Consider the following 22,675-nt stretch of genomic DNA (forward strand, 5'->3'; position numbering starts at 1 on the left):
TTAAGTACTTTGGCTAGAAACAAAGCGTTCAACATCAGCAAGATTCAGCGCTGCTTGGATCTGCTGCGGACTCCATTCGCTAAAGCCGATGTAACGAGCTTTTTCCTGACCCACTACCTCAGCGAGTGCCGTCATGGTTTCTTCTAAAGGCGTATTTGGATCGTAGCGATGGCATTGGTACAGGTCAACGTATGTCAAAATCCAAAAGAATTTTGACTTCTAGACAATGATCCTACTGCGATCGCTTTTAGGCATCTGCCCGAAAAAGATATTTATGTCCAATTAATAAATTGTTCAGCAAGGGACTCGTATTTCTCATCGATTTGGTGTACCTTGTTAATTCTGTGCAAATTATTTATACCTAACTTCTCCCAAGTTTACTCAGACAAATTTTAAACCAATGCCTTCGAGGGAACAGCCAATGAAAACTTCTAATGATACAGATATTAAGAAGATCATCAAAAAATCGGACAAGCTTACCCTGAGACAGATGAAGCTAATCGAGGAGGCTGAAGACCAACTCCTTCAAGCTAATACTGACAATTCTACTGCCCCTGTGGTTGAAGTTGAGGAGAAACCAGTAGCAATTTCTGAGCCTAGAGTTCCTGACTATATTCCGCTCCTTGACAACCCTCCAGTACAGTCTGTTGGCAACTCTGGCTGGCAAGTGTCTGATGTCTGGCGGGATATTCGGGTAGATGATTTCTGTAGTTAATTAAAGCAGGCAATTTATATTCCCAGATGGTTGACCATTGAGCCGGTTGCAATTATCCATGATCCCAATCTTAGAGATTGAGGGGCAGGAACCGCTTCAGGGAGAAAAGTTTTCCCGAATGCATTCTTCGGCAGCAATACCTCTGTCTCTTCGTTGAACCAATATTATGCCAAGCCCCTTTTCCCCTTCAATGTAAACTATCTTTGCACTCAGTCAAAGCTATAGTTAATTGTGCCTATAATAAGTTACGGCTAATTATAACTAAAAGTTAGCATCCTGTAAGTGTGTATCGCTTGAATTACGCATCAAAGGCGATACCAAAGACAAACAAAATTTATCGGCAGCGCAATAGTTTTTATTCCGTTGCCAACATGCACCCAAAGCCCTTTTAGACCTTGCTTTTTCCATTTGTGCAAAACCTCTCTCACTGTCTGTGGAGTCCAATTTAAATAACCCGCTATTTTTTCCACATACCAGCCATGTGCGTTTAACCTGATTACTTCTGCTCGGTCTTTTATCTTCTGGGGTACATCTGCTGTTCTTAGGGTTAACAGGGTTTGGTCTTGCTCACGAGTCAAAAATACCCTTAAACGAGCGCCCATCTTTTAGTTACCTCAGTAGATGTATTCTCCGTATTTACTTCTCTTTACATAGTTTGGTTTTTTCCTGCCTACTTACTTAAGTGAAAAGTGATCGCCTTCCTGGTATTTATCCTAGTTAACTGAGTAGCCCGGATTTCTCACAAGGGTGTGGGGAGTGTGGGAGGTGTGGGAGGTGTGGGAAGAAAAGAAGAACTCTCTCCCCACACTCCCCACACTCCCCACACTCCTGGATTTCTCACAAGTGAGAAATCCAGGAGTAGGATAGTGCAATGGCGTACCCGCCAATGATCGCTTCTTTGCGGGGCGTAGCCCATCGCTTCTAATGCTGTGGTTCATGTCATTCTTTCACCAATCAAATTTTATTTGCTGGGGATTTTGGTGTTTTGCATAAATAACCCAGAGAAGAGCGATAAGTGCTGTAAGAGCAAACAAAAAATTAACTCTTAAGTTTTAAGAACTTATTATACTGACGGGAAAAATCAAATATGATTGGCAATCTCTCAGGCATTAAAATTTTATGCTTTTACTATTTAGCTATCTCTATTTTATAGCAGTTAACAATAGAGATAAATTGACATTTTTTATCAATGAATTTGATAGTATTATTTGCTGTGAATATTTACTAAAATTAGAAGTCTTGGCTGTAATTCTTCTTACTCATAGTCAGATTTAATTACTCATGTTAATTAACCGTGTATATGTACAGAAATAATATTTACCTTTAATCGCTGCTATGAACAGAGTTACCACAGTCTGATAAAGAAACAGGTTTAGGCTTTATAACAAAAATTTTCAGATTACAGACATAATTTTATGACAGCAAGACTAATAGTTGATCCTTGGATTAGCTGCCCTCAGCTTAATCCAAAGGCCCAACTTCGCTTATTCTGTTTTCCATGTGCGGGGGGTACAACTTCAACATATAGTACATGGACAAACAAATTACCAAAGGATGTAGAGGTTTACTTAGTTCAACTTCCTGGAAGAGGCCGTCGATTGCAAGAACCTTCCTATACCAATTTTTTACCTCTTATTCAAACTTTGGCATCAAAAATTAGACCGTATCTGAATATGCCATTTGCTTTTTTTGGCCATAGCATGGGTGCAACGCTTGGCTTTGAGATAACGCGTCTACTCCGTCAAGAATATAATCTTAGCCCTGTTCATTTATTTGCTGCTTGTTGCCCTGCTCCCCAAAAACCAATTCTCAAACCGTTTATTCACAAAATGCCTGAGGCTAAATTCCTGGCGGAACTTTGCGATCGTTACAATGCAATTCCCAATGCGATTTTGCAGAATGAACAAATGTTGCAACTTTTCTTGCCTTGTCTGCGAGCGGACTTTACGATACTAGAGACATACATTTACAAAAGTGAAATGCCACTCGAATGCCCAATCTCTGTATTTGGAGGTTTGCAGGATAAAGCAATTAAGTTTGATGCTTTAGAAGCTTGGCGTGAGCAGACTAGTAGTTACTTAAACCTGCAAATGTTTCCTGGAGATCATTTCTTTTTACATAATTCTCAATCACTCTTTTTGCAGTCATTATCCCAACATTTACATTACCTAGTAGCTATCAACAACAATTAAGAATTTGAGATACAAATCTATACTTTACTAAGTAGCTAAATTTATTTCAATAAAGTTCAAAAAATAATTTTATTGCAAAAAATGCTATTTCTATTTTGCATAGCTTTTTTGCGATAACAAGATTGCGTGCATCGTATTTATACGATGCACTTAAACCACATAATTTATCAATTATCCTCAGGTTTTATGACAGAATTGATCTCGAAAAAATCAAATTCCCCTTTTTCTACTGGATTACCAGCTTTGTATAGCATAGCTTTTTTGTCTGGTATTTCTATAGGGCTATTTAATCCCTTTATCTCAACATTAATGGCGCAACATCAAGTTGATGATTTATGGATAGGAGCAAATTCTACCGTGTATTTTCTAGTCATAGCTTTGGGAACACCGTTCGTAGTAAAAGTATTACCCAAGTTGGGGCTTCGTAAAACTATGATGCTTGGCTTGACAATGATGGGTATTAGCGCTCCTTTGTTCACTATGACTACATCAATGCCTTTGTGGTTTATTATACGTGCTGTTATGGGCATTGCTTGTTGTTTATATCTAGTCAGCGGAAACACTGCATTAAATCACTTTTGTCATGAAGATAATCGAGGGATCGTCAATGGTTTGAATGCTCTAGCTTTTACTTTTGGATTTGGTATTGGCCCAGTAATTGGTTCTGCTTTCTATAATGTTTCACCAAAACTTTCCTTTTTGTTGGGTAGTGCTTTAATTTTTAGCGGTGTAATTGTGGTCTGGATAGCTCTACCAGATAAAACAGTTGTTTTTCAACAATCTTCACGTTCCGGAATTTTCAACAAGCTGAAACTTCCTCTTCAGGGCGCATTTGCCTATGGTTTTGCCGAATCAACGCTAGTTTCTTTATATCCGGTTTATCTGCTACGACAAAATTACAATATAGAGGAGATCGGCTATACCTTTGCTGTATTTGTAGTTGGCGGCTTGCTCTCTACTGTTCCAGTTACTCACATAGCAGACAAATTCGGCAGACTCAAAGTTATTTTTATGAGTGTGTCTATCGTAATATTGTCGTTTTTATCTCTTTCATTGATTCAAGACTCCACTGCTACCCAGATATTTGCATTTATTGCTGGAGCTAGTATCAGTCCGATTTTTCCCTTAGCAATGGCATTAATTGGAGCAAAACTTTCTAGAAATGAACTATCTTCTGGAAGTGCTTTGTTCACAGCTATATATAGTTTCGGATGTACTACTGGGCCTATTGCTTCATCCTTAGCCATCAAACTTTTTGGTGATGGTTACATATTTAGCTTAGTTATAATCATCTTTGCCATATTTTTGTTTTATGTGGGCAGACAGAATAAAAAAATTCCGTTCCGAAGTGCTTAACTTGTCAATATCACTGGTGAAGAGGGAAGATTCGCTGGTACTAATGGCATATTATCCCTTTCTGGAAGCTTCATAGTTGATCTATAACCAAATGTTCCTAAGCCAACTCAGATTATAGTGAATGGCACTCTCGCTACCGTTCCAGAACCTAATACTTTAATAACGCTGATTAGTCTAGATATAGGTCGAGTAAGTGCTTTACTGAATCGGCGCTATAGGGAACAACATGAAAAAGTAAGTTAAAGGTAAATAATAGCCTTTAGCATAAAGTTACAGAAACAGAAAGTTAACCAAGTTCTTGCTACCTACTAATATCGAGTTACATAATTTTCGGATACGGCTTGATTTGATTGAGCTATGTTGTTAGGTATTTTCGAGTAAGAAAATATCTAAATATTTAAAATCTGTGAAAATCCTACTATATGAGCTTTTCACGGATTTTAAATGTTTGTGCTGTTTGCACCACGCTGTATTAGTATTGTAGACACCGAAATAGGCGAAAGATATTCCACATAAGCAGAGCAAACACATCTAAGTACTCTTGATCACGACCAACATTAAGACCCAACGAAAAATCAGTATTTCTGGCTTGATTTATTTTCCAAGGCTCAAAGCGATCGATAAAATCTTCGTCAATAAGCAGGGATTAATGAGATTATTCTTGAGTCTATTGAGAATAGAGTAGTCTTATTGACATGACGCGGCCGCCCTGTCCACATAAGGCTTAATATATGCAATCACAGGTAAGTAAAATAAATAAAGTCAAATTTATGGAATAGTTGCATAAATCTTTTACTTACTCCAGATAAATATATAACAGTTCAATTACAGAACAAACGATTACAATTTTCATTATCTCATGTTGTAATTTCAAAACACAACAAACGGAATATCTATCATCAATATATGAGCAAAACAATTGAAAAAAATAGCTAATTTTTTTGGTTAACTTTTACGTGAACTTATCCAAAAATTATTCTTGAAAGTTTCAATTATGGAGAATGACTGCTTCCTGAAAACACTGATGCCCGCTAAATATCAATTTGTATTTGCTGAAATGTTATGTCAAATACTCTCAGCAAAAAACAAAAGTTAAGTTAATTGCAATACCTACTACAAGTTAAACATAATCCCTGTATGAAGACACTATCTCAAGCACAAAGCAAAACCTTATCTCAACAATTTTCTTTCACTGGAAATTCCTCCACCAATGTAATTATTGGTAATCAGAAACTCACAATCAATGATGTTGCAAGGGTAGCACGCAATGGCGCATTAGTGTCTTTAACCGATAACGCAGACGTTTTGCAGAATATTCACGCATCTTGTGATTACATTAATAATGCTGTTGAATCTGGGGAACCAATTTACGGAGTAACATCTGGCTTTGGTGGTATGGCCAATGTTGCCATATCCCGTGAACAAGCATCTGAACTCCAAACCAACTTAGTTTGGTTCCTGAAAACAGGTGCAGGTAACAAATTACCCTTGGCGGATGTGCGTGCAGCTATGCTCTTGCGTGCAAACTCTCACATGCACGGTGCATCTGGCATCAGGCTGGAACTTATCAAGCGCATGGAAACTTTTCTCAACGCTGGTGTTACACCGTATGTGTATGAGTTTGGCTCAATTGGTGCAAGTGGTGATTTAGTGCCACTATCCTACATTACTGGTTCACTGATAGGCTTAGATCCCAGTTTTAAGGTTGACTTCAACGGTAAAGAAATGGATGCGCCAACAGCTCTACGTCAACTGAATTTGTCACCCTTGACATTGTTGCCGAAGGAAGGCTTGGCGATGATGAACGGCACTTCAGTAATGACAGGTATTGCGGCAAACTGCGTCTACGATACTCAAATTTTAACTGCGATCGCTATGGGCGTTCACGCTCTAGATATCCAAGCTTTAAACGGAACCAATCAATCATTTCACCCATTTATCCATAATTCCAAACCACATCCTGGTCAATTATGGGCAGCAGATCAGATGATTTCTTTGCTAACAAATTCCCAGCTAGTCCGTGATGAGTTAGATGGTAAACACGATTATCGTGATCACGAATTAATTCAGGACCGTTACTCACTCAGATGCCTTCCCCAGTATTTGGGGCCCATTGTTGATGGGATTTCCCAGATTGCCAAACAAATTGAAATCGAAATCAACTCAGTGACTGATAACCCACTGATTGATGTGAATAACCAAGCTAGCTATCATGGAGGCAATTTTCTCGGACAGTACGTAGGTATGGGAATGGATCACCTGCGTTACTATATTGGGCTATTGGCTAAACACCTGGATGTGCAGATTGCCCTCCTCGCCTCACCGGAGTTTAGCAATGGACTACCACCATCTTTACTTGGCAACCGAGAACGTAAAGTCAATATGGGACTCAAAGGTCTGCAAATATGCGGTAACTCAATTATGCCACTGTTGACCTTCTATGGAAATTCCATCGCTGATCGCTTTCCTACCCATGCGGAACAATTTAATCAAAACATCAACAGTCAAGGATACACTTCAGCGACTCTAGCCCGCCGTTCTGTCGATATATTCCAGAATTATATGGCGATCGCTCTCATGTTTGGAGTCCAAGCTGTTGACCTCCGCACATATAAAAAGACTGGTCATTACGATGCACGTGTCTGTCTATCACCTGCAACTGAGCGGTTGTATTCAGCAGTCCGCCACGTAGTTGGACAAAAACCAACTTCAGATCGCCCATATATTTGGAATGATAATGAGCAAGGTCTGGATGAGCATATTGCCCGAATTTCTGCTGATATCGCGGCTGGTGGTTTGATTGTGAAAGCAGTTCAAGATATCTATTAACAGTTATTAGTCAATAGTGAACAGTCGGCAGTCAATTGAACTGTTGACTGTTTACTAATTTTATACACTTATTGCATAAATTCTATACATCAAGGCGATAAGTACAACAAGAGCTACAACTTAAATATTGCAACAAATTTTATGAATATTTCACAAAATGTGGAGCGTGGTTGCTGCCTTTTTCCTAACAAACCAGCGCTCATTTTTGAAGGCTTATATTTTACTTATAAACAACTGAATGAAATGGCAAATCGCTTTGCCAATGCTTTGCTGGGATTAGGGGTTGAGCGTGGCGATCGCATAGCATTATTATTACCAAACATTCCTGAATTTATCATTTCCTATCTGGGGATTCTCAAGATTGGGGCGATCGCAGTTTCCATTAACCCAAGTCTGCAAAGTGATGAACTCAAGTTTATTCTCAATGACTGTGGAGCAGTTGTACTCGTAACCACAGAAACGCTGCGAGAAAAATTGCCCAAGCAGGATTTACCGCACCTCAAGCACATCTTAATTGCTGAGGGAAAAGCAACTGACGCGATCGCATTGAGTGAATTCATGGCAAATGCTTCGTCTAGCGCTCGTGCTGTGGAGATGGAACGTGATGATCCGGCGGCGATTCTTTATACTTCTGGTACAACAGGTTTCCCTAAAGGCGCGACTTTATCTCATGGCAATGTGATTTCTAATATGCACTCAATGAATCACTGTTGCGAAATGCGCCCTAACGATCAAATTTTACTATTTTTACCGATGTTCCACTGTTTCGGGCAGAATGCAGTTCTCAATAGTGGACTTAATACCTGTGCAACTATCGTTTTACAGCGATCGTTCGACCCAGAAACGGTACTGTCAACCATAAGCGAATATAATATTACAATCTTTTTTGGTGTTCCCACTACTTTTATTCTTTTATGCGATAAAGCATCTATCCGCGATTTGGATTCAGTGCGTTACTACTTCTCTGCGGCCGCAGGTTTGCCTGTAGAAATTGCCAAACGTTGGCAAGACAAGTTTGGTAAAGTCATCAACCAAGGGTATGGTCTTACAGAAACATCACCATTAGCTAGTTATAACCACGAATTGAGGTACAAACTGGGTTCTATTGGTTCACCAATTGAGAATGTCGAGATGAAGATTGTCAGCCTCGATGATGGTTGCGAAGTTGCCCCTGGTGAACTCGGCGAAATCGTTATTCGCGGTGTCAATGTCATGCTAGGTTACTGGAATCGCCCGGCTGAAACTGCCAAAGCCATGAAGAACGGATGGTTTCACACTGGTGACATTGGTCAAATAGATGAATTGGGCTACTTTTACATCGTTGACCGCCTCAAAGATATGATCAACAACGGTGGATTAAAAGTATACCCAGCCGAAGTTGAAAATGTTATTTACCAGCATCCAGGTATTGCAGAGGTAGCTGTCTACGGTGTACCAGATTCAGTACTAGGTGAACAGGTGAAAGCTAGTGTTGTTCTTAAACCAGACCAAGTAGTTACAGAAGAAGAAATAATTGCCTTCTGTTACCAAAAACTGGCTAAATATAAAGTTCCTAGTGCCGTCGAACTTGTCTCCTCGATCCCCAAGAACCCGACTGGCAAAATACTCAAGCGGCTACTAAGGCAAGAAAATTCTGCTGCACCTTCCCATAGTACTGTGGTTAGCAAAACTCAGACATCTGCGTCGGTAAATGTCTCTTACCAAACTACCGAATTGATCGAAAACTGGATTATGGATTGGGTCGTGAGAAAATTGGCAGTAGCAGCCCAGTCAGTCGACCAAAGTAAATCATTTGCTGATTATGGATTAGATTCCGTTAGGGCTGTCAAGTTAGCCCAAGAATTGAGTGAATGGTTGGGATATCCCTTAGAAGCAACTATAGTCTGGAACTTCTCTACCATCGAATCTTTAGCACGCCACCTAGCCAGTCAAAAAATTCCCCAACTGACAGAATTAGCCAAGACAAAGCCAGAGTTTAATTTGCACACAGAAAGTCTGTTGGTGTCTGTAGAATTGCCTACAAATAAAGCAGAACTGACCGAATCAACAGACTTAAAAGCACTCTCAGACGCAGAAATAGCTGAATTACTAACCAGAGAAATTGCCACAGTTAAACAAAAGAGATTAGTATGATTCCTAATTCAGAGAATACAAATTATCGCTTGTTACTAGAAAATGCCATTTTAGAATTGCGGCGGATGCGGTCTGAAGTTGATACTGTTGAGCAATTACAGAAAGAACCCATCGCTATTATTGGGATGTCTTGCCGTTTACCTGGGGGTGTCAATAACCCAGAGGATTACTGGAATCTATTACATAATGGGGTAGATGCCATTAGCAAAATTCCTGCACAAAGATGGCCAGTAGATGAGTTTTATCATCCAGACCCCGATGTATTGGGGAAAATGTACACCCACCACGGCGGTTTTTTAAATGAGGTAGACAAGTTCGATGCTCAGTTCTTTGGCATCTCTCCCCGCGAAGCCGTCAGCCTCGACCCTCAACAGAGGCTACTTTTGGAAGTAAGCTGGGAAGCGCTAGAAAATGCTGGACAAGCAACAGAAAAGTTAAATGGCAGTCCTACAGGGGTATTCGTCGGGCTGTCTATGGATGACTACTCACAACTGAGCTTTTATGGCGATCGCACTCAAATTGATGCTTACAATACTTTAAGTGTTCTCAGAAGTATGGCAGCTGGGCGTTTGGCTTACGTCTTGGGTCTGCAAGGAGCTACCATGCAGTTAGATACAGCTTGCTCGTCTTCGCTGTTAGGGGTGCATCTAGCTTGCCAAAGCCTGCGTTCTCAAGAATGTAATATGGCTTTAGCTGGCGGTGTCAACCTGATTCTCTCACCAGATCCTTCCATTGGTCTGTGTAAATTAAAAGCTTTATCTACTGATGGTCGCTGTAAAACTTTTGATGCCAGCGCCGATGGTTACGGACGCGGAGAAGGATGTGGCATAGTAGTACTCAAACGTTTATCTGATGCTTTAGCTGATGGCGATCCTATCCTGGCATTGATTCGGGGTTCAGCATACAACCATGATGGCTCTAGTAATGGTCTGACAGCCCCCAATGGTTCTGCTCAAGAAAAATTACTTCGCAAAGCCTTAGAAAATGCCAACGTCCAAGCCCATCAGATTCAATATGTGGAAACTCACGGGACTGGTACACCTTTAGGCGATCCCATTGAGGTGTTAGCCTTGGGAGCAGTATTAGGTCAAGGTCGCTCCCAAGACAATCCCCTAACTATCGGTTCTGTCAAAACTCAGGTGGGTCATTTGGAATCAGCCGCCGGAGTTGCTGGATTAATGAAAGTTGTATTAGCTCTCCAGCACGCAGAGATACCACCACATTTACATTTTCAACAACCTAATCCCTATATTCCTTGGGAAAAACTGCCGGTTGTGGTTCCGACTCAGCCCACCAAGTGGCCATTAGGGGCAGATGGACGACGACTAGCTGGGGTCAGTTCCTTTGGCATGAGTGGTACAAATGTCCATCTGATTTTGGAAGCAGCACCAGATAACAATTCAAAATTGAAAATTGAAAATTCAAAATTAATTGAGCGTCCGCTTCATCTTTTGAGTTTATCGGCGAAAACTGAATCAGCACTACATTCACTTGTCAGCCGCTACGAATCCTTTTTGGCAGGTGATAGCAAAGCAAATCTAGCAGATATTTGTTTCAGCGCGAATACAGGGCGATCGCATTTTGACCATCGTTTTGCTGTTGTCGCTGAATCTACTCAAGACTTACGTCAACAATTGGCAGCTTTTACAGCAGGTAAAACCCCAGGTGTGAGCGGGCAATTACACAACAAAAAGCGCCCAAAAATTGCTTTTCTCTTTACCGGACAGGGTTCTCAGTATATAGGTATGGGGCGAGAACTCTACGAAACCCAACCAACATTCCGGCAAACTTTAGATCGTTGTGATGAAATTCTCCGTCCTTATTTAGAACAACCTTTACTGTCGGTTCTCTATCCTGAATCTGGGACTAGCCCTCTGAATGAGACCGCCTACACCCAACCAGCTTTATTTGCCCTAGAGTATGCAGTCTCCCAGTTATGGAAGTCTTGGGGCATAGAACCCACAGTAGTTATGGGGCATAGTTTGGGTGAGTATGTTGCCGCTTGTATAGCTGGAGTTTTTAGCCTGGAAGATGGACTAAAATTGGTTGCTGCCCGCGCTCGCCTCATGCAGTCATTACCTCAAGATGGGGCAATGGTCAATATATTCGCCTCAGAAGCGCGAGTATTGGCAGCTATTCAACCTTATGCCAATCAAGTATCGATTGCTGCCATTAACGGCCCGGAGAGTGTCGTTATTTCTGGACAGCATCAAGCAGTCGCAGCAGCGATGTCTACTCTCCAAAGCGAAGGCGTTAATAGTGTCAAATTAAACGTTTCCCATGCCTTCCACTCTCCTTTAATGGAACCAGTGTTGGCGGAATTTGCGCGCATCGCCTCAGAAGTCAGCTTCTCATCACCTAATATCAAACTGATTTCTAATGTTACTGGCACAGTAGTGACTACAGAAATCACCAATGCGGAATATTGGGTCAGACATTTGCGCCAGTCAGTGAGATTTGCTTCTGGGATGGAAACCCTTGAGCAGCAAGGTTGCGAAATTTTTCTAGAGGTCGGGCCAAAACCAATTTTACTGGAAATGGGTCGTAAGTGTCTCCCCGAAGGAGTAGGAGTGTGGCTCCCTAGTTTGCGCCCTGGACAGTCGGATTGGCAACAGCTACTTCAAAGCTTACAGGAATTATACTTACGTGGGGCATCAATCAACTGGTCGGGCTTTGATCGAGATTATCCCCGTCGTCGCCTAGTACTGCCAAATTATCCCTTCCAGCGCCAGCGTTACTGGGTTGAGACATCCCATCGCCAACAGACTTTACCCGCCAAGGCTAGCAAAATTCTCCATCCTGTACTCGGTCAACGGCTAAAATTACCCTTTTCTCCAGAAATTCGCTTTGAAACCCAATTTAGCCCCAATTCGCCTGCTTACCTAGAGGATCATCAATTAAACGAAGTCAAAATTGTTCCTGGTGCATCTTATATCTCGATGCTTCTATCCGCAGTTAAGGAGGTTTTCCCCAATGAATCTTGCATCATCGAAGATTTGTTGTTTCAAAATACGCTGGTTTGCCCAGATGACGGTAGTACAACAGTTCAGTTAGTTTTGACACCCCAAACAACAGAAGAGACTTCCTTTCAAATTATTAGTTTTTTAGGTGGAGAAGCAGAAAACGAGGTTAACTCTTGGAAAACACACGGCACAGGAAAAGTCCGGCTGTTCTCGCCAGTACCCAATTTCGTAGATGTGGCAGAAGTCAAGGCTAGATGTTCTCAAGTTTTATCGGGAACGCAATTTTACTCTAGTTTTCAAGCAGTTGGCTACAGTTGGGGAACTTCATTTCAATGGCTAGAAAATATTTGGCATCAGGATGGAGAAGCTGTATGTCAAATGAAACTACCCCAATTACCAGACGAACTCGATAACTATCAACTTTATCCGGGATTAATTGATTCATGCTTGCAACTACTCAACGTTTGCTGGGATGTTAATCCTGCCGAGCAAGTCCAGAATGACTATATGTACATTCCCTTTAGCATCGGTAGCTTTAGATTCTATGGTCGTTCCCATCCTGGTCATCAACTATGGTGTCATGGTCAGAAAACACCAACATCTAATCAGCAAAGCTTAATTGGTGACGTACATCTGTTCGACCAAAATGGGCAGTTAATCGCCGAAATCATCGGTTTTGAAGTGAGGAAAGTTCGTCGGGCAACTCTGCTGCAAAGTCTGCAAAAAGATTTAGGTGATTGGCTCTATGAAGTAGCTTGGCAATCAAAGCCTCGTGAGCAAAATCATCAGTTGGCACAGTCACAAGAGTTAGGAAGTTGGCTGATATTTGCTGATAACCAAGGAACAGCGGTTAAGTTGGCAAAACTACTCCAAGAACGTGGCGATCGCACTATCTTAGTTTCTCCTGGTGCCGAATATCAAGCCGATGCAGAACATTACTACATCAATCCCTCAGAACCACAAGATTTTCAGAGGTTAATTCAAGCAAGCTTAGGTAATAACCAACCTCCTTGCCGTGGGGTAGTATACCTGTGGGGGCTGGAGCATGAAAGCATTGTTGATTTCCAAGATACCCAGGTTACTGGCTGTGGTTATGTGCTGCATTTGGTTCAAGCCTTAGCAAAATCAACTTGGTCTAAGTATCCTCGTCTGTGGTTAGTTACCAGAGGAAGCCAGCCAGTAGAGCCAATGTCCGATTCCTTAGCCATAACTCAGGCTGCTTTGTGGGGCTTGGGACGTGTTATTCCCTTGGAACATCCAGAATTATCATGTGTGCGGTTGGATTTAGACCCAGTTGGTAATGGGAACGAAGTTGAAGAATTATTAGCAGAGTTGTGCTTCCCAGACCAAGAAGACGAAGTGGCATTTCGTCAAGGAGTGCGGAAAGTCTCCCGGTTGGTGCGTCGCCAAGCTCAAACCCCGGCGAATCAACTTGCAGTTGGTGAAGATGGGACTTATTTGATTACAGGTGGTTTAGGGGCGCTAGGGCTGCAAGTTGCCCAGTGGATAGTAGCACAAGGAGCCAAAAACTTAGTTTTAACTAGCAGGCGCGGAGTAGTTGGTGATACTCAAGTAGCTATCAATCAACTACAGCAAGCAGGGGCAAAAGTTCTAGTTGTCACAGCAGATGTGTCCAACACGGAAGATGTGGCTCAGATGTTAGAGGCAATCAAAGCCAGCTATCCACCTCTACGGGGTATTTTTCACGCGGCTGGTGTTTTAGATGACGGGGTATTACTGCAACAAAATTGGAGCCGCTTCGCGAAAGTGCTTGCTCCCAAGGTGCAAGGGGCATGGAATCTGCACACATTGACCAAAGACCTACCTTTAGATTTCTTTGTCTGCTTCTCCTCGGTCGCCTCATTACTTGGTTCACCCAGCCAAGGAAACTATGCAGCCGCTAATGCCTTCATGGATGCTTTAGTTCATTATCGTCGAGGTTTGGGTTTGCCAGGTTTGAGCATTAACTGGGGGCCTTGGGCAGAAGCAGGGATGGCAGCAGATTTAGACAGTCGTAGCCAACAGCGAATAGCTGAGAGTGGTTTTGCTACCATGTCCTCAGAATTGGGATTGCAACTACTGGGAGATTTATTGAGACAAGATGCCACCCAAGTTGGTGTGATGTCAGTCAATTGGGAAAAATTCCTCCAGCAATTCCCACCAGGAGGCGCAGCACCTTTAATTGCTGATTTAGCTCCCCAAACCCAGCCACAAGGCAATTCTGCACAATCAGGCAAACAACTTGAACTTCTGCGTCAATTAGAGGAAACTATTGCTAGCGATGGGCTGCGCCCCGCCATAGGCGATCGCCAGAATGTTTTAATTGCTTACATTCAAAGTGAGGTTGCCCAAGTTCTCAGGTTTGAAGCATCTGATCAACCAAATCCGCAACAGGGCTTTTTCGATATGGGGATGGACTCTCTCATGTCCATCGAGTTGAAGAACCGACTAGAAACCAGCTTAGGAAATTCTCTACCTTCGACTTTGACCTTTGAATATCCCACAATTGAATCCTTGGCTGAATATCTGCTCAACAATGTAATTTCCTTGAATGTAGCAGAGCCAGTTGTGGTGGAGCCGCAAATAGAGACTGAAGTGCAAACTAATTTGTTAATAGATATTCAGCAGTATTCTGAAGACGAATTAGCAGCATTAGTTGACCAAGAATTAGAGGCTTTGCTTGGTGTCTGAAGTAATTACTTGTGAACTTGCGTAAATCACCTGCTTAACTCCGATAAGTCTACAAAAGACATTTATTTATTTACTTACACAGCTAAATGAGTCTGACTTCAGACTCAATTTCTTTGTCTATTAATTACGCAATTTCTTAAAATGAGTAACACTTCAGACATCAACCAATTATCTCCATTACAACGTTCAGTTTTAGCCTTAAAAGAAATGCGTGCCAAGTTGGACGCAGTGGAGAACGCTAAGACAGAACCAATCGCCATTATTGGGATGAACTGTCGCTTTCCTGGGGGAGCCGACTACCCTGAGAAATTCTGGGAATTACTCCACAATGGGGTAGACACTATCACTGAAGTTCCGGCTGACAGATGGGACGTGGATGAGTATTACAATGCAAATCCCAACACTCTGGGGAAAATTTACACCCGCTATGGTGGGTTTATTAAACAGGTAGATCAATTTGATCCTCATTTCTTTGGACTTTCCCCTCTAGAAGCAGCCAGCATGGATCCCCAACATCGGCTACTGCTGGAGGTAGGCTGGGAAGCCATCGAAAACGCCGGACAATCCCCAGAGGAATTAAACGGCAGCCAGACGGGAGTCTTTATGGGACTCTTTATGGAAGATTATTCCCGATTTAACCTATATTCCGGCGATCATAACCGCATTGATGCCTACAGCAGTTTAGGAAATGCTCGGAGTATTGCCATTGGTCGCCTAGCTTATGTCCTCGGCTTGCAAGGCCCTGTGATGCAGTTAGACACGGCTTGTTCTTCTTCGTTGCTAGCAGTTCACCTGGCTTGTCAGAGCTTGCGTTCAGGAGAGTGCAATATGGCTTTAGCTGGTGGAGTCAACTTGATTTTAGCACCGGAAGCCTCTATTGGTCTGAGTAGAATGAGGGCGCTGGCTCCAGACGGTCGTTGTAAGACCTTTGATGCCAAAGCTGATGGTTATGTACGTGGAGAAGGCTGCGGCATAGTCGTACTCAAGCGTTTATCGGATGCGATCGCTAACAATGATAATATTTTGGCTGTGGTGCGAGGCTCGGCAGTTAATCACGACGGTGCTAGCAGTGGTCTGACAGTACCGAATGGGCTAGCTCAAGAGAAATTGATTAATCAAGCACTCACCAACGCTAAGGTAGCGCCAGAACAGATTAGTTATGTAGAAACCCACGGTACAGGCACATCTTTGGGAGATCCTATTGAAGTGAGAGCTTTAGGCTCAGTGTTGTGTCAAGGACGTTCTCCAGAGCAACCATTGCTGATTGGTTCCGTGAAAACTCAGTTGGGTCATTTAGAATCAGCTGCGGGAGTTGCCAGTTTAATGAAAGTGGTGCTGGCTCTACAAAACGCAGAGATACCGCCACATCTGCATTTACAACAACCCAGTCCTCATATTCCTTGGGACAAACTTGCGGTTGCTGTGCCAACTAAGCCAACTCCATGGCCGGCAGTCAACGGGAAACGCTTGGCTGGGGTTAGTTCCTTTGGTATGAGTGGCACTAATGCCCATCTGATTATTGAAGAAGCACCAAAATTGAAATTAGAGCCGCCGAAAACTGAGCGTCCACTTCACCTGCTGAGTTTATCGGCCAAAACTGAGGCCGCACTACTGGCAATGGCTAGTAGCTATGAATCTTTTTTAACATCCCATCCAGAAACATCTTTAGCAGATATTTGTTTTACAGCTAACACCGGGCGATCGCATTTTGAACACCGTCTTGCTGTTGTCGCTGCATCTAACGCAGGCTTGCGCGAACAACTAACAGCTTTTGCTAGCCAAAAGCAGACCAGCACGTTAGTCAGTGGTCAAGCACAGAAGAAGCGTTCCAAAGTAGTGTTCATGTTTACAGGGCAAGGTTCTCAGTATGTGGAAATGGGACGGCAACTTTACGAAACCCAGCCGACATTCCGTAAGACTTTAGACCGATGCGACGAAATTCTGCGTCCCTATCTTCAGCAACCTTTGTTGTCAGTACTTTACCCCACATCTGATGTTACTTCCCTCTTGAATGAAACAGCATATACTCAACCAGCACTGTTTGCTTTAGAGTACTCCCTAGCTGAACTGTGGAAATCTTGGGGAATTGTACCAGATGCAGTTATGGGTCATAGCGTGGGTGAATATGTAGCCGCTTGCGTTGCGGGAGTGTTCAGCTTGGAAGATGGGCTGAAATTAATCGCCGAGCGGGGGCGTTTAATTCAATTTCTACCCCAAAATGGGATGATGGCGGCAGTTTTCACCAATGAAGCACGGATAAACGGCATTTTAGCTGCTTACACTGGGCAAGTGGCAATTGCCGGGATTAATGGCCCAGAAAATATCGTTATTTCTGGAGCCAGAGAAGTTGTCCAATTCGTGCTGAAAGAATTGGCAACTCAAGGAATTAACGCCCAACCATTGCAGGTTTCTCAAGCTTTCCACTCCCCTTTAATGGCTAGCATCCTCGATCCCTTTGAGCAGATAGCTAGCTCGGTGCAGTTTCAAGCGCCGCGTATTCCCCTAATCTCGAATTTGACTGGACAAATACTTAAATACCAAGAAATTCCCAATGCAACTTACTGGCGACAGCATCTGAGAGAAGGAGTAAGATTTTATGCCGGCATCAAGACGCTACATGAACAAGGGTATGAAATCTTTGTAGAAATGGGGCCGAGTACCACATTAGTAGGCATGGGTAAAAGATGCTTGCCAGAAGGTACAGGCACTTGGCTAACTTCTCTGAAAAAAGGACAACCGGACTGGTCACAATTGCTTGTTAGTTTAAGTGAGTTGTACATCAGGGGTATAAAAATCAATTGGACTGCATTTGACCAAGGTTATCAGCGTCGCCGCCTAGCACTACCAACCTACCCATTTCAACGCCAACGCTATTGGGTGGAAAACCTAACGCGAAACCTAACCCCCCAGCCCCCTTCCCTACCAGGGAATGGGGAGAATTCAAAGCCTCTCTCCTGCAAGGAGAGAGGTTTGCTAAATCCCGTAACAAGCCAGAAGCCAAAAATTCCGCTTTCTGTACCATCGAATTGGTTTCATAGTTGGCAATGGACTCCAGAGGTGTCAAGCCAATCTCAAGATATTCCTTCAGGGGCAATTTTGATCTTTAGCGATCGCCACCAAATAGGGGAAAATTTAGAAAAGCTATTCGACTCTAAAAAGTACACGACATATTTTGTCACCCCAGGGGAGAGCTTCAAGCAAACAGCACAACATTTCACTATTAATCCGGCATCCGTTGAAGACTACGAACAGCTAATTAAAAATATCAAAGCAGTCGGTGTTACAGTCACAGCAGCCGTGCATCTGTGGAACTATAGTTTGTGGGCAACATCCCCAGAACAATTACTAGAAAATAACCGCCTGCTCAATGAACGCGTTTACAGTCTTTTGTTTTTGACACAGGCTTTAGTCAAACATTACCCAGCCTCTCCCCTCAATTTCTTAGTGGTAACTCAAAGTGCTTATCCAATATCTCCAAATGATTCCCTACACGGTGTACATCAATCTATGGCAGGTGTACTGGCACAGGTGGTGGCACAAGAAAATCCTCAGATTAAAGCAAAAGTCGTAGATTTTAACCAAGATGTTTATCTGCCTGAAAAATTAGCCGATATTTTGTTCCAGGAAATGAAAGCAGCCCCTACTGGTGAAGGTATCGTTGCTATCCGTCATGGTCAACGGTTGAGCCGTACCCTGGAAAAAATTAATGTCCCCACAGATAACGACGCTCTACCTTTGTCGGCAGGAGAAACCTGGTTGATTACTGGTGGTACCAGTGCTGTCGGGACAGAAATAGCCTTAGCTTTGGTTCGACAAGTACCCATCAATTTGGTGCTAACAGGTCGCCATCCCCTCCCCCCCAAACAAGAATGGCAATCCGCTAGTCATGATTCCTCAACCCAGCAACGTATCCAGGCAATTCAGCAACTAGAGCAACTCGGAGCCACAGTTATGTATCAGGCTGTGGATATAACGGATGCCTTGGGGATGAAGCAATTAATTGAGAACATCAAGTCCCGCTTTGGTAATCTGGATGGAGTCATCCATGCGGCGGGTGCAGTTGACCACAGCACATTTAAACTACTACAAAAACAACCTGCCTCAGTCACCAAAGTTTTAGCCCCGAAAGTCCAGGGAACCATCATCCTCGATGCTGTTACCCGTAATGAACCTCTAAAATACTTTGTGTTGTTATCCTCGGTTTCCGCTTCCAAAGCCGAATGGGGAATCGGCATGGGCGATTATGCCGCAGCCAATACTTTTCTCGATAGTTATGCCATCTACCGGACACAGCATGGCGGTCAAGGACGCTCTTTGGCTCTGAATTATTCTCTGTGGAGCGATCGCGGTATGGGCGCTCTTTTAGGAGCATCAACTTTATTAATGGTAAAATCCAAAGGTTTAAATCCTCTGGAACCAGAGCCGGCTGCTAATGCCTTTATTCAGGCTCTATCTTTGGATGCTTCTGGTGTAATTCACATCATTGACTTGATTGCTCAAGCCACCCCAGAAATAGCACAAAAATCCTCCACGAGCCAACCACAAACTAAATCTCGCAATCTGCGACAGCTTGTCCGAGAAGTTTTACTGCAACATTTACGTATTCCGGAAGCACAGGTGGAAGGACACAAAACTTTCCCAGAAATGGGGTTAGATTCTGTTGGGACTGTAGAAGTTGTCCAACATTTAGGGACAACTCTGGGTGAGGAATTATTTCCGACTTTACTGTTTGAATATCAAACACCAGATGACCTGGTAGATTATTTACAAAGCAAGTACGGTTATTCTGTTAAGGCTAGCACGAGCGCGATCGCTCCTGAAGAAACATCTAGCCCGGAAGCCGAAAAATCAGCGCCCCCAAATGTCGCTACCCAGGAAAAATACCAAGACGTTCCTGAACAAGACATTGCTATCATCGGCATGGCTTGTAAAATACCAGGCGCTAATAACTTAGAGCAGTACTGGGATTTACTCAATGCAGGCCGCTCTGTCATTCAAGATGTGCCTCAAGACCGTTGGTTCAACCAACACTACTTTGAAGCCAAAAGAAACTCTCCGCAAGCAAAAATATCCAAACGTGGATGCTTTGTAGATAATCCCTTCGACTTTGATCCGATGTTCTTTGGCATCTCTCCCAAGGAAGCTACGGCGATGGATCCACAACAAAGGTTGTTCCTAGAGCTTTCTATGCAGGCTCTACAACAAGCAGGCTACGGCGGCAAATATCGCCCAGATAATATCGGCGTGTTTGTTGGGTGTGGACAGAATACCTACATCGAACACTTCACCAATTATCAGTATTACGAGGAATTACGTCAGCGTTTGCAAGAGAGTTCCTGGTTTGATCACCTTCCTGTTGAAGATCGTCAGCATTTGCTCAAGACCCTCTCCCAAGTACTGCAACCAAGTGAAATTCTCCCTGAGTCAGCAGCAGGTAACGAGGTCAACGAATTAGCGGCACGAGTTAGCCATTGCCTGAACCTCAAGGGGCCAAGTATGGCAGTTAGCACTGCTTGTTCTTCTTCATTGGTGGCATTACATATTGCTTGCGAAAGTCTACGTTCCGGTCAAACTGGCATGGCGATCGTCGGTGGGGTAAATTTAAATCTCAGTCCTAGTCCCTTTACTTTTTTACGTAAGGCACAGGCTCTTTCCCTCAGTGGAACCTGCTATCCCTTTGACCGCCGTGCCAACGGCATCGTTTTAGGAGAAGGTGCAGGTGTATTAATTATCAAACCTTTAAAACAGGCTTTGGCTGACGGGGATTTGATTCATGCTGTAATTAAAGGTTCCGCAGTGAATAATGATGGTCATTCTCAAGGGATAACCGCTCCCAATCCTAAAGGTCAAGCAGAAGCCATCCGCCAAGCTTACAACAGTTGTGGCGTAGATCCCCGGACTATCTCCTACATTGAAACCCACGGTACAGGTACTCTCCTGGGCGATCCAGTAGAAGTAGAAGGGATGACACAAGCTTTCCGTAGCTTTACTGATGAAAAGGGATTCTGTACCATTGGTTCGGTTAAATCCTCCATTGGTCATTTGCTGTCTGCTTCCGGGATTGTCAGCTTGATCAAAGTGGTACTGGCCATGCAGCACGGCAAAATTCCCCAAACTGTAGGTTTTGAGGAGCCTAATCCCCATATCAATTTTGCTGACACACCTTTTGCTGTGGCGGGTAAGAGTATACCTTGGTCGCCAAATGGCAACCCATTACGTGCAGGTGTGAATGGATTTGGATTTGGCGGCACCAATTGTCACGTTATTCTTGAGGAATCCCCGCTAGCAGCTAATTTACAGTCCCAGGTCACAAGTTCTTCTCCTGATTTGTTATGTCTGACCGCACGGAATCAACAAGCACTTCAAGAAGTAGCTAGACAACTACGCGAACACATCATTCATCATCCTGAACAAGAATCTTCTCAAATCTGCTTTACTCAGAATAATGCCCAAAAAGAATTACCTTACAAGGCGGCTTTAGTAGTCAATGACCGTCAACATCTGCTCAATTACTTAGACGCTATCTGTTCGGCACAAACACCAGCAGAGATATATACAGGTCGAGCTAACCCCCAGCGCACAACACCGTTTCACTTAATATTAGATGGAACTAGTGTGATCGCTCCCGCAGAGCTAGAAACTTTAGGCAAACGTTTCCCCCAATTCCAAGTAGCTTACGATAGCGTGCGTGCCGGATTAAATGAGATGAGCGAACAGGCACATATATTTGCGGTGCAATACGCTTGGGGACACTTGTTGATGTCTTTGGAATTACAACCCACTAGTTTATTAGTAGAAAAAACCGGTATTCTAGTAGGAGCTACACTGCGGGGAATGTTGACATTAGAGCAGGCGATCGCCTTGCTCCTACAAATAGAAGGACAAAAAGGTCTTATTGCTCATAATTTGTCCGCAAAAGAACAGTTAGCATCAACCTGGACTTGTCCATTAGTAACTTCACAAGGAATTTTCAGCTATTCTGACACGATTTCCACGGCTCAACTGGTAGCCCTGGTGCAAGTATCTGAACAGTTAAATAATGTAGATGCGTGTCAAGATGTCATCTCCAAAGAAAGTGTTTACCTACACTTAGGAGATTCATTAGCTCTCAAAGAACAATTAGCAAGTTTGGATGAACTGGGAGTCTGGATATATCTAGACAAAGAACAACCAGTAGTGGGACGTGTGTTGACATGTCTGGCCAGGTCTTATGTAGCCGGGGTGAGGTTTAATAGCATACCCTTATTTCCTCAAGGTCTACGTCGGGTGCTGCTGCCTACTTATCCTTTCGAGCGTAAAACCTACAGAGTATCATTAGTTGATAGCACTCAGGAAAATCAAGCAACCTCCATACCTGCGGCTGAATTATTACCACCACGCCTAGAAAGCCAAGGTCAGTCAAATGCCAAAGTTTTGGAAACCCATCTAGTAACAGTAGCCCAAACTCGACTGTTGCTAATGGAACAACCATCCCCACTCACAGACAGTCAACGCCAGTCAAGTTACGCTAAGTTGACTCAGGACTTGAAGATTGTGGACAATAGCCAACAGCCACGACTAGTGCCCATAGAACAACCATCCCCACTCACAGACAGTCAACGCCAGTCAAGCTACGCCAAGGTGGCTCAGGACTTGAAGATTGTGGACAATAGCCAACAGCCAAAGCATCCGGTAGCAGTAGCCCAAACTCGACTGTTGCTAATGGAACAATTATCTCCACTCACAGACAGCCAACGCCAGTCAAGTTACATCAAGCTGGCTCAGGATTTGCAGAGATTTGGTAAATAGGCTGAAGT

The 22,675-nt window shown here is 43.3% G+C and carries 9 protein-coding genes; 7 read left to right on the forward strand and 2 right to left on the reverse strand.

Going from position 1 to position 22,675, the window contains the following annotated elements; all coding sequences use genetic code 11:
• Complete coding sequence (locus FBB35_RS07890; protein WP_302480955.1) at nt 1-198, reverse strand: aldo/keto reductase; 198 nt, start codon at nt 196-198, stop codon at nt 1-3.
• A gap of 223 nt (nt 199-421) precedes the next feature.
• Between FBB35_RS07890 and FBB35_RS07895 the strand changes: the two genes are divergently transcribed.
• Nucleotides 422-715: a hypothetical protein gene (locus tag FBB35_RS07895; RefSeq protein WP_174709195.1), complete on the forward strand. Its 294-nt coding sequence runs from the start codon at nt 422-424 to the stop codon at nt 713-715.
• 305 nt (nt 716-1,020) lie between these two features.
• Here FBB35_RS07895 and FBB35_RS07900 read toward each other — a convergent pair whose 3' ends face one another.
• On the reverse strand, nt 1,021-1,317 hold the full coding sequence (locus FBB35_RS07900) for a helix-turn-helix domain-containing protein (protein WP_174709196.1): 297 nt from the start codon (nt 1,315-1,317) through the stop codon (nt 1,021-1,023).
• A gap of 813 nt (nt 1,318-2,130) precedes the next feature.
• Here FBB35_RS07900 and FBB35_RS07905 point away from each other — a divergent pair.
• The 6 genes from FBB35_RS07905 (at nt 2,131) to FBB35_RS07930 (ending at nt 22,667) form a co-directional block, all read left to right on the forward strand.
• The gene (locus FBB35_RS07905) at nt 2,131-2,907 is read left to right on the forward strand and encodes a thioesterase II family protein (protein WP_174709197.1); all 777 of its coding nucleotides are present in this window, start codon (nt 2,131-2,133) and stop codon (nt 2,905-2,907) included.
• A gap of 186 nt (nt 2,908-3,093) precedes the next feature.
• The gene (locus FBB35_RS07910; protein WP_254625854.1) at nt 3,094-4,263 is read left to right on the forward strand and encodes an MFS transporter; all 1,170 of its coding nucleotides are present in this window, start codon (nt 3,094-3,096) and stop codon (nt 4,261-4,263) included.
• 1,137 nt (nt 4,264-5,400) lie between these two features.
• Nucleotides 5,401-7,092: a histidine ammonia-lyase gene (hutH, locus tag FBB35_RS07915; RefSeq protein WP_174709198.1), complete on the forward strand. Its 1,692-nt coding sequence runs from the start codon at nt 5,401-5,403 to the stop codon at nt 7,090-7,092.
• A gap of 141 nt (nt 7,093-7,233) precedes the next feature.
• On the forward strand, nt 7,234-9,225 hold the full coding sequence (locus FBB35_RS07920) for a long-chain-fatty-acid--CoA ligase (protein ID WP_174709199.1): 1,992 nt from the start codon (nt 7,234-7,236) through the stop codon (nt 9,223-9,225).
• The gene (locus tag FBB35_RS07925) at nt 9,222-14,879 is read left to right on the forward strand and encodes a type I polyketide synthase (RefSeq protein ID WP_174709200.1); all 5,658 of its coding nucleotides are present in this window, start codon (nt 9,222-9,224) and stop codon (nt 14,877-14,879) included. The genes FBB35_RS07920 and FBB35_RS07925 overlap by 4 nt, the downstream gene beginning before the upstream one ends.
• 141 nt (nt 14,880-15,020) lie before the next feature.
• Entirely contained in the window at nt 15,021-22,667 is a 7,647-nt protein-coding gene (locus FBB35_RS07930) for a type I polyketide synthase (protein ID WP_174709201.1), read from the forward strand.
• Nucleotides 22,668-22,675: the final 8 nt, after the last annotated feature.

The organism is Nostoc sp. TCL240-02, assembly GCF_013343235.1.
GTDB lineage: Bacteria > Cyanobacteriota > Cyanobacteriia > Cyanobacteriales > Nostocaceae > Nostoc.

Excerpts from the sequence above, each read along its gene's own strand:
- FBB35_RS07895 (WP_174709195.1), top strand. The coding sequence starts at position 422 with ATGAAAACTTCTAATGATACAGATATTAAGAAGATCATCAAAAAATCG.
- hutH (WP_174709198.1), top strand. The coding sequence starts at position 5,401 with ATGAAGACACTATCTCAAGCACAAAGCAAAACCTTATCTCAACAATTT.
- FBB35_RS07920 (WP_174709199.1), top strand. The coding sequence starts at position 7,234 with ATGAATATTTCACAAAATGTGGAGCGTGGTTGCTGCCTTTTTCCTAAC.
- FBB35_RS07910 (WP_254625854.1), top strand. The coding sequence starts at position 3,094 with ATGACAGAATTGATCTCGAAAAAATCAAATTCCCCTTTTTCTACTGGA.
- FBB35_RS07930 (WP_174709201.1), top strand. The coding sequence starts at position 15,021 with ATGAGTAACACTTCAGACATCAACCAATTATCTCCATTACAACGTTCA.
- FBB35_RS07905 (WP_174709197.1), top strand. The coding sequence starts at position 2,131 with ATGACAGCAAGACTAATAGTTGATCCTTGGATTAGCTGCCCTCAGCTT.
- FBB35_RS07900 (WP_174709196.1), bottom strand. The coding sequence starts at position 1,317 with ATGGGCGCTCGTTTAAGGGTATTTTTGACTCGTGAGCAAGACCAAACC.
- FBB35_RS07925 (WP_174709200.1), top strand. The coding sequence starts at position 9,222 with ATGATTCCTAATTCAGAGAATACAAATTATCGCTTGTTACTAGAAAAT.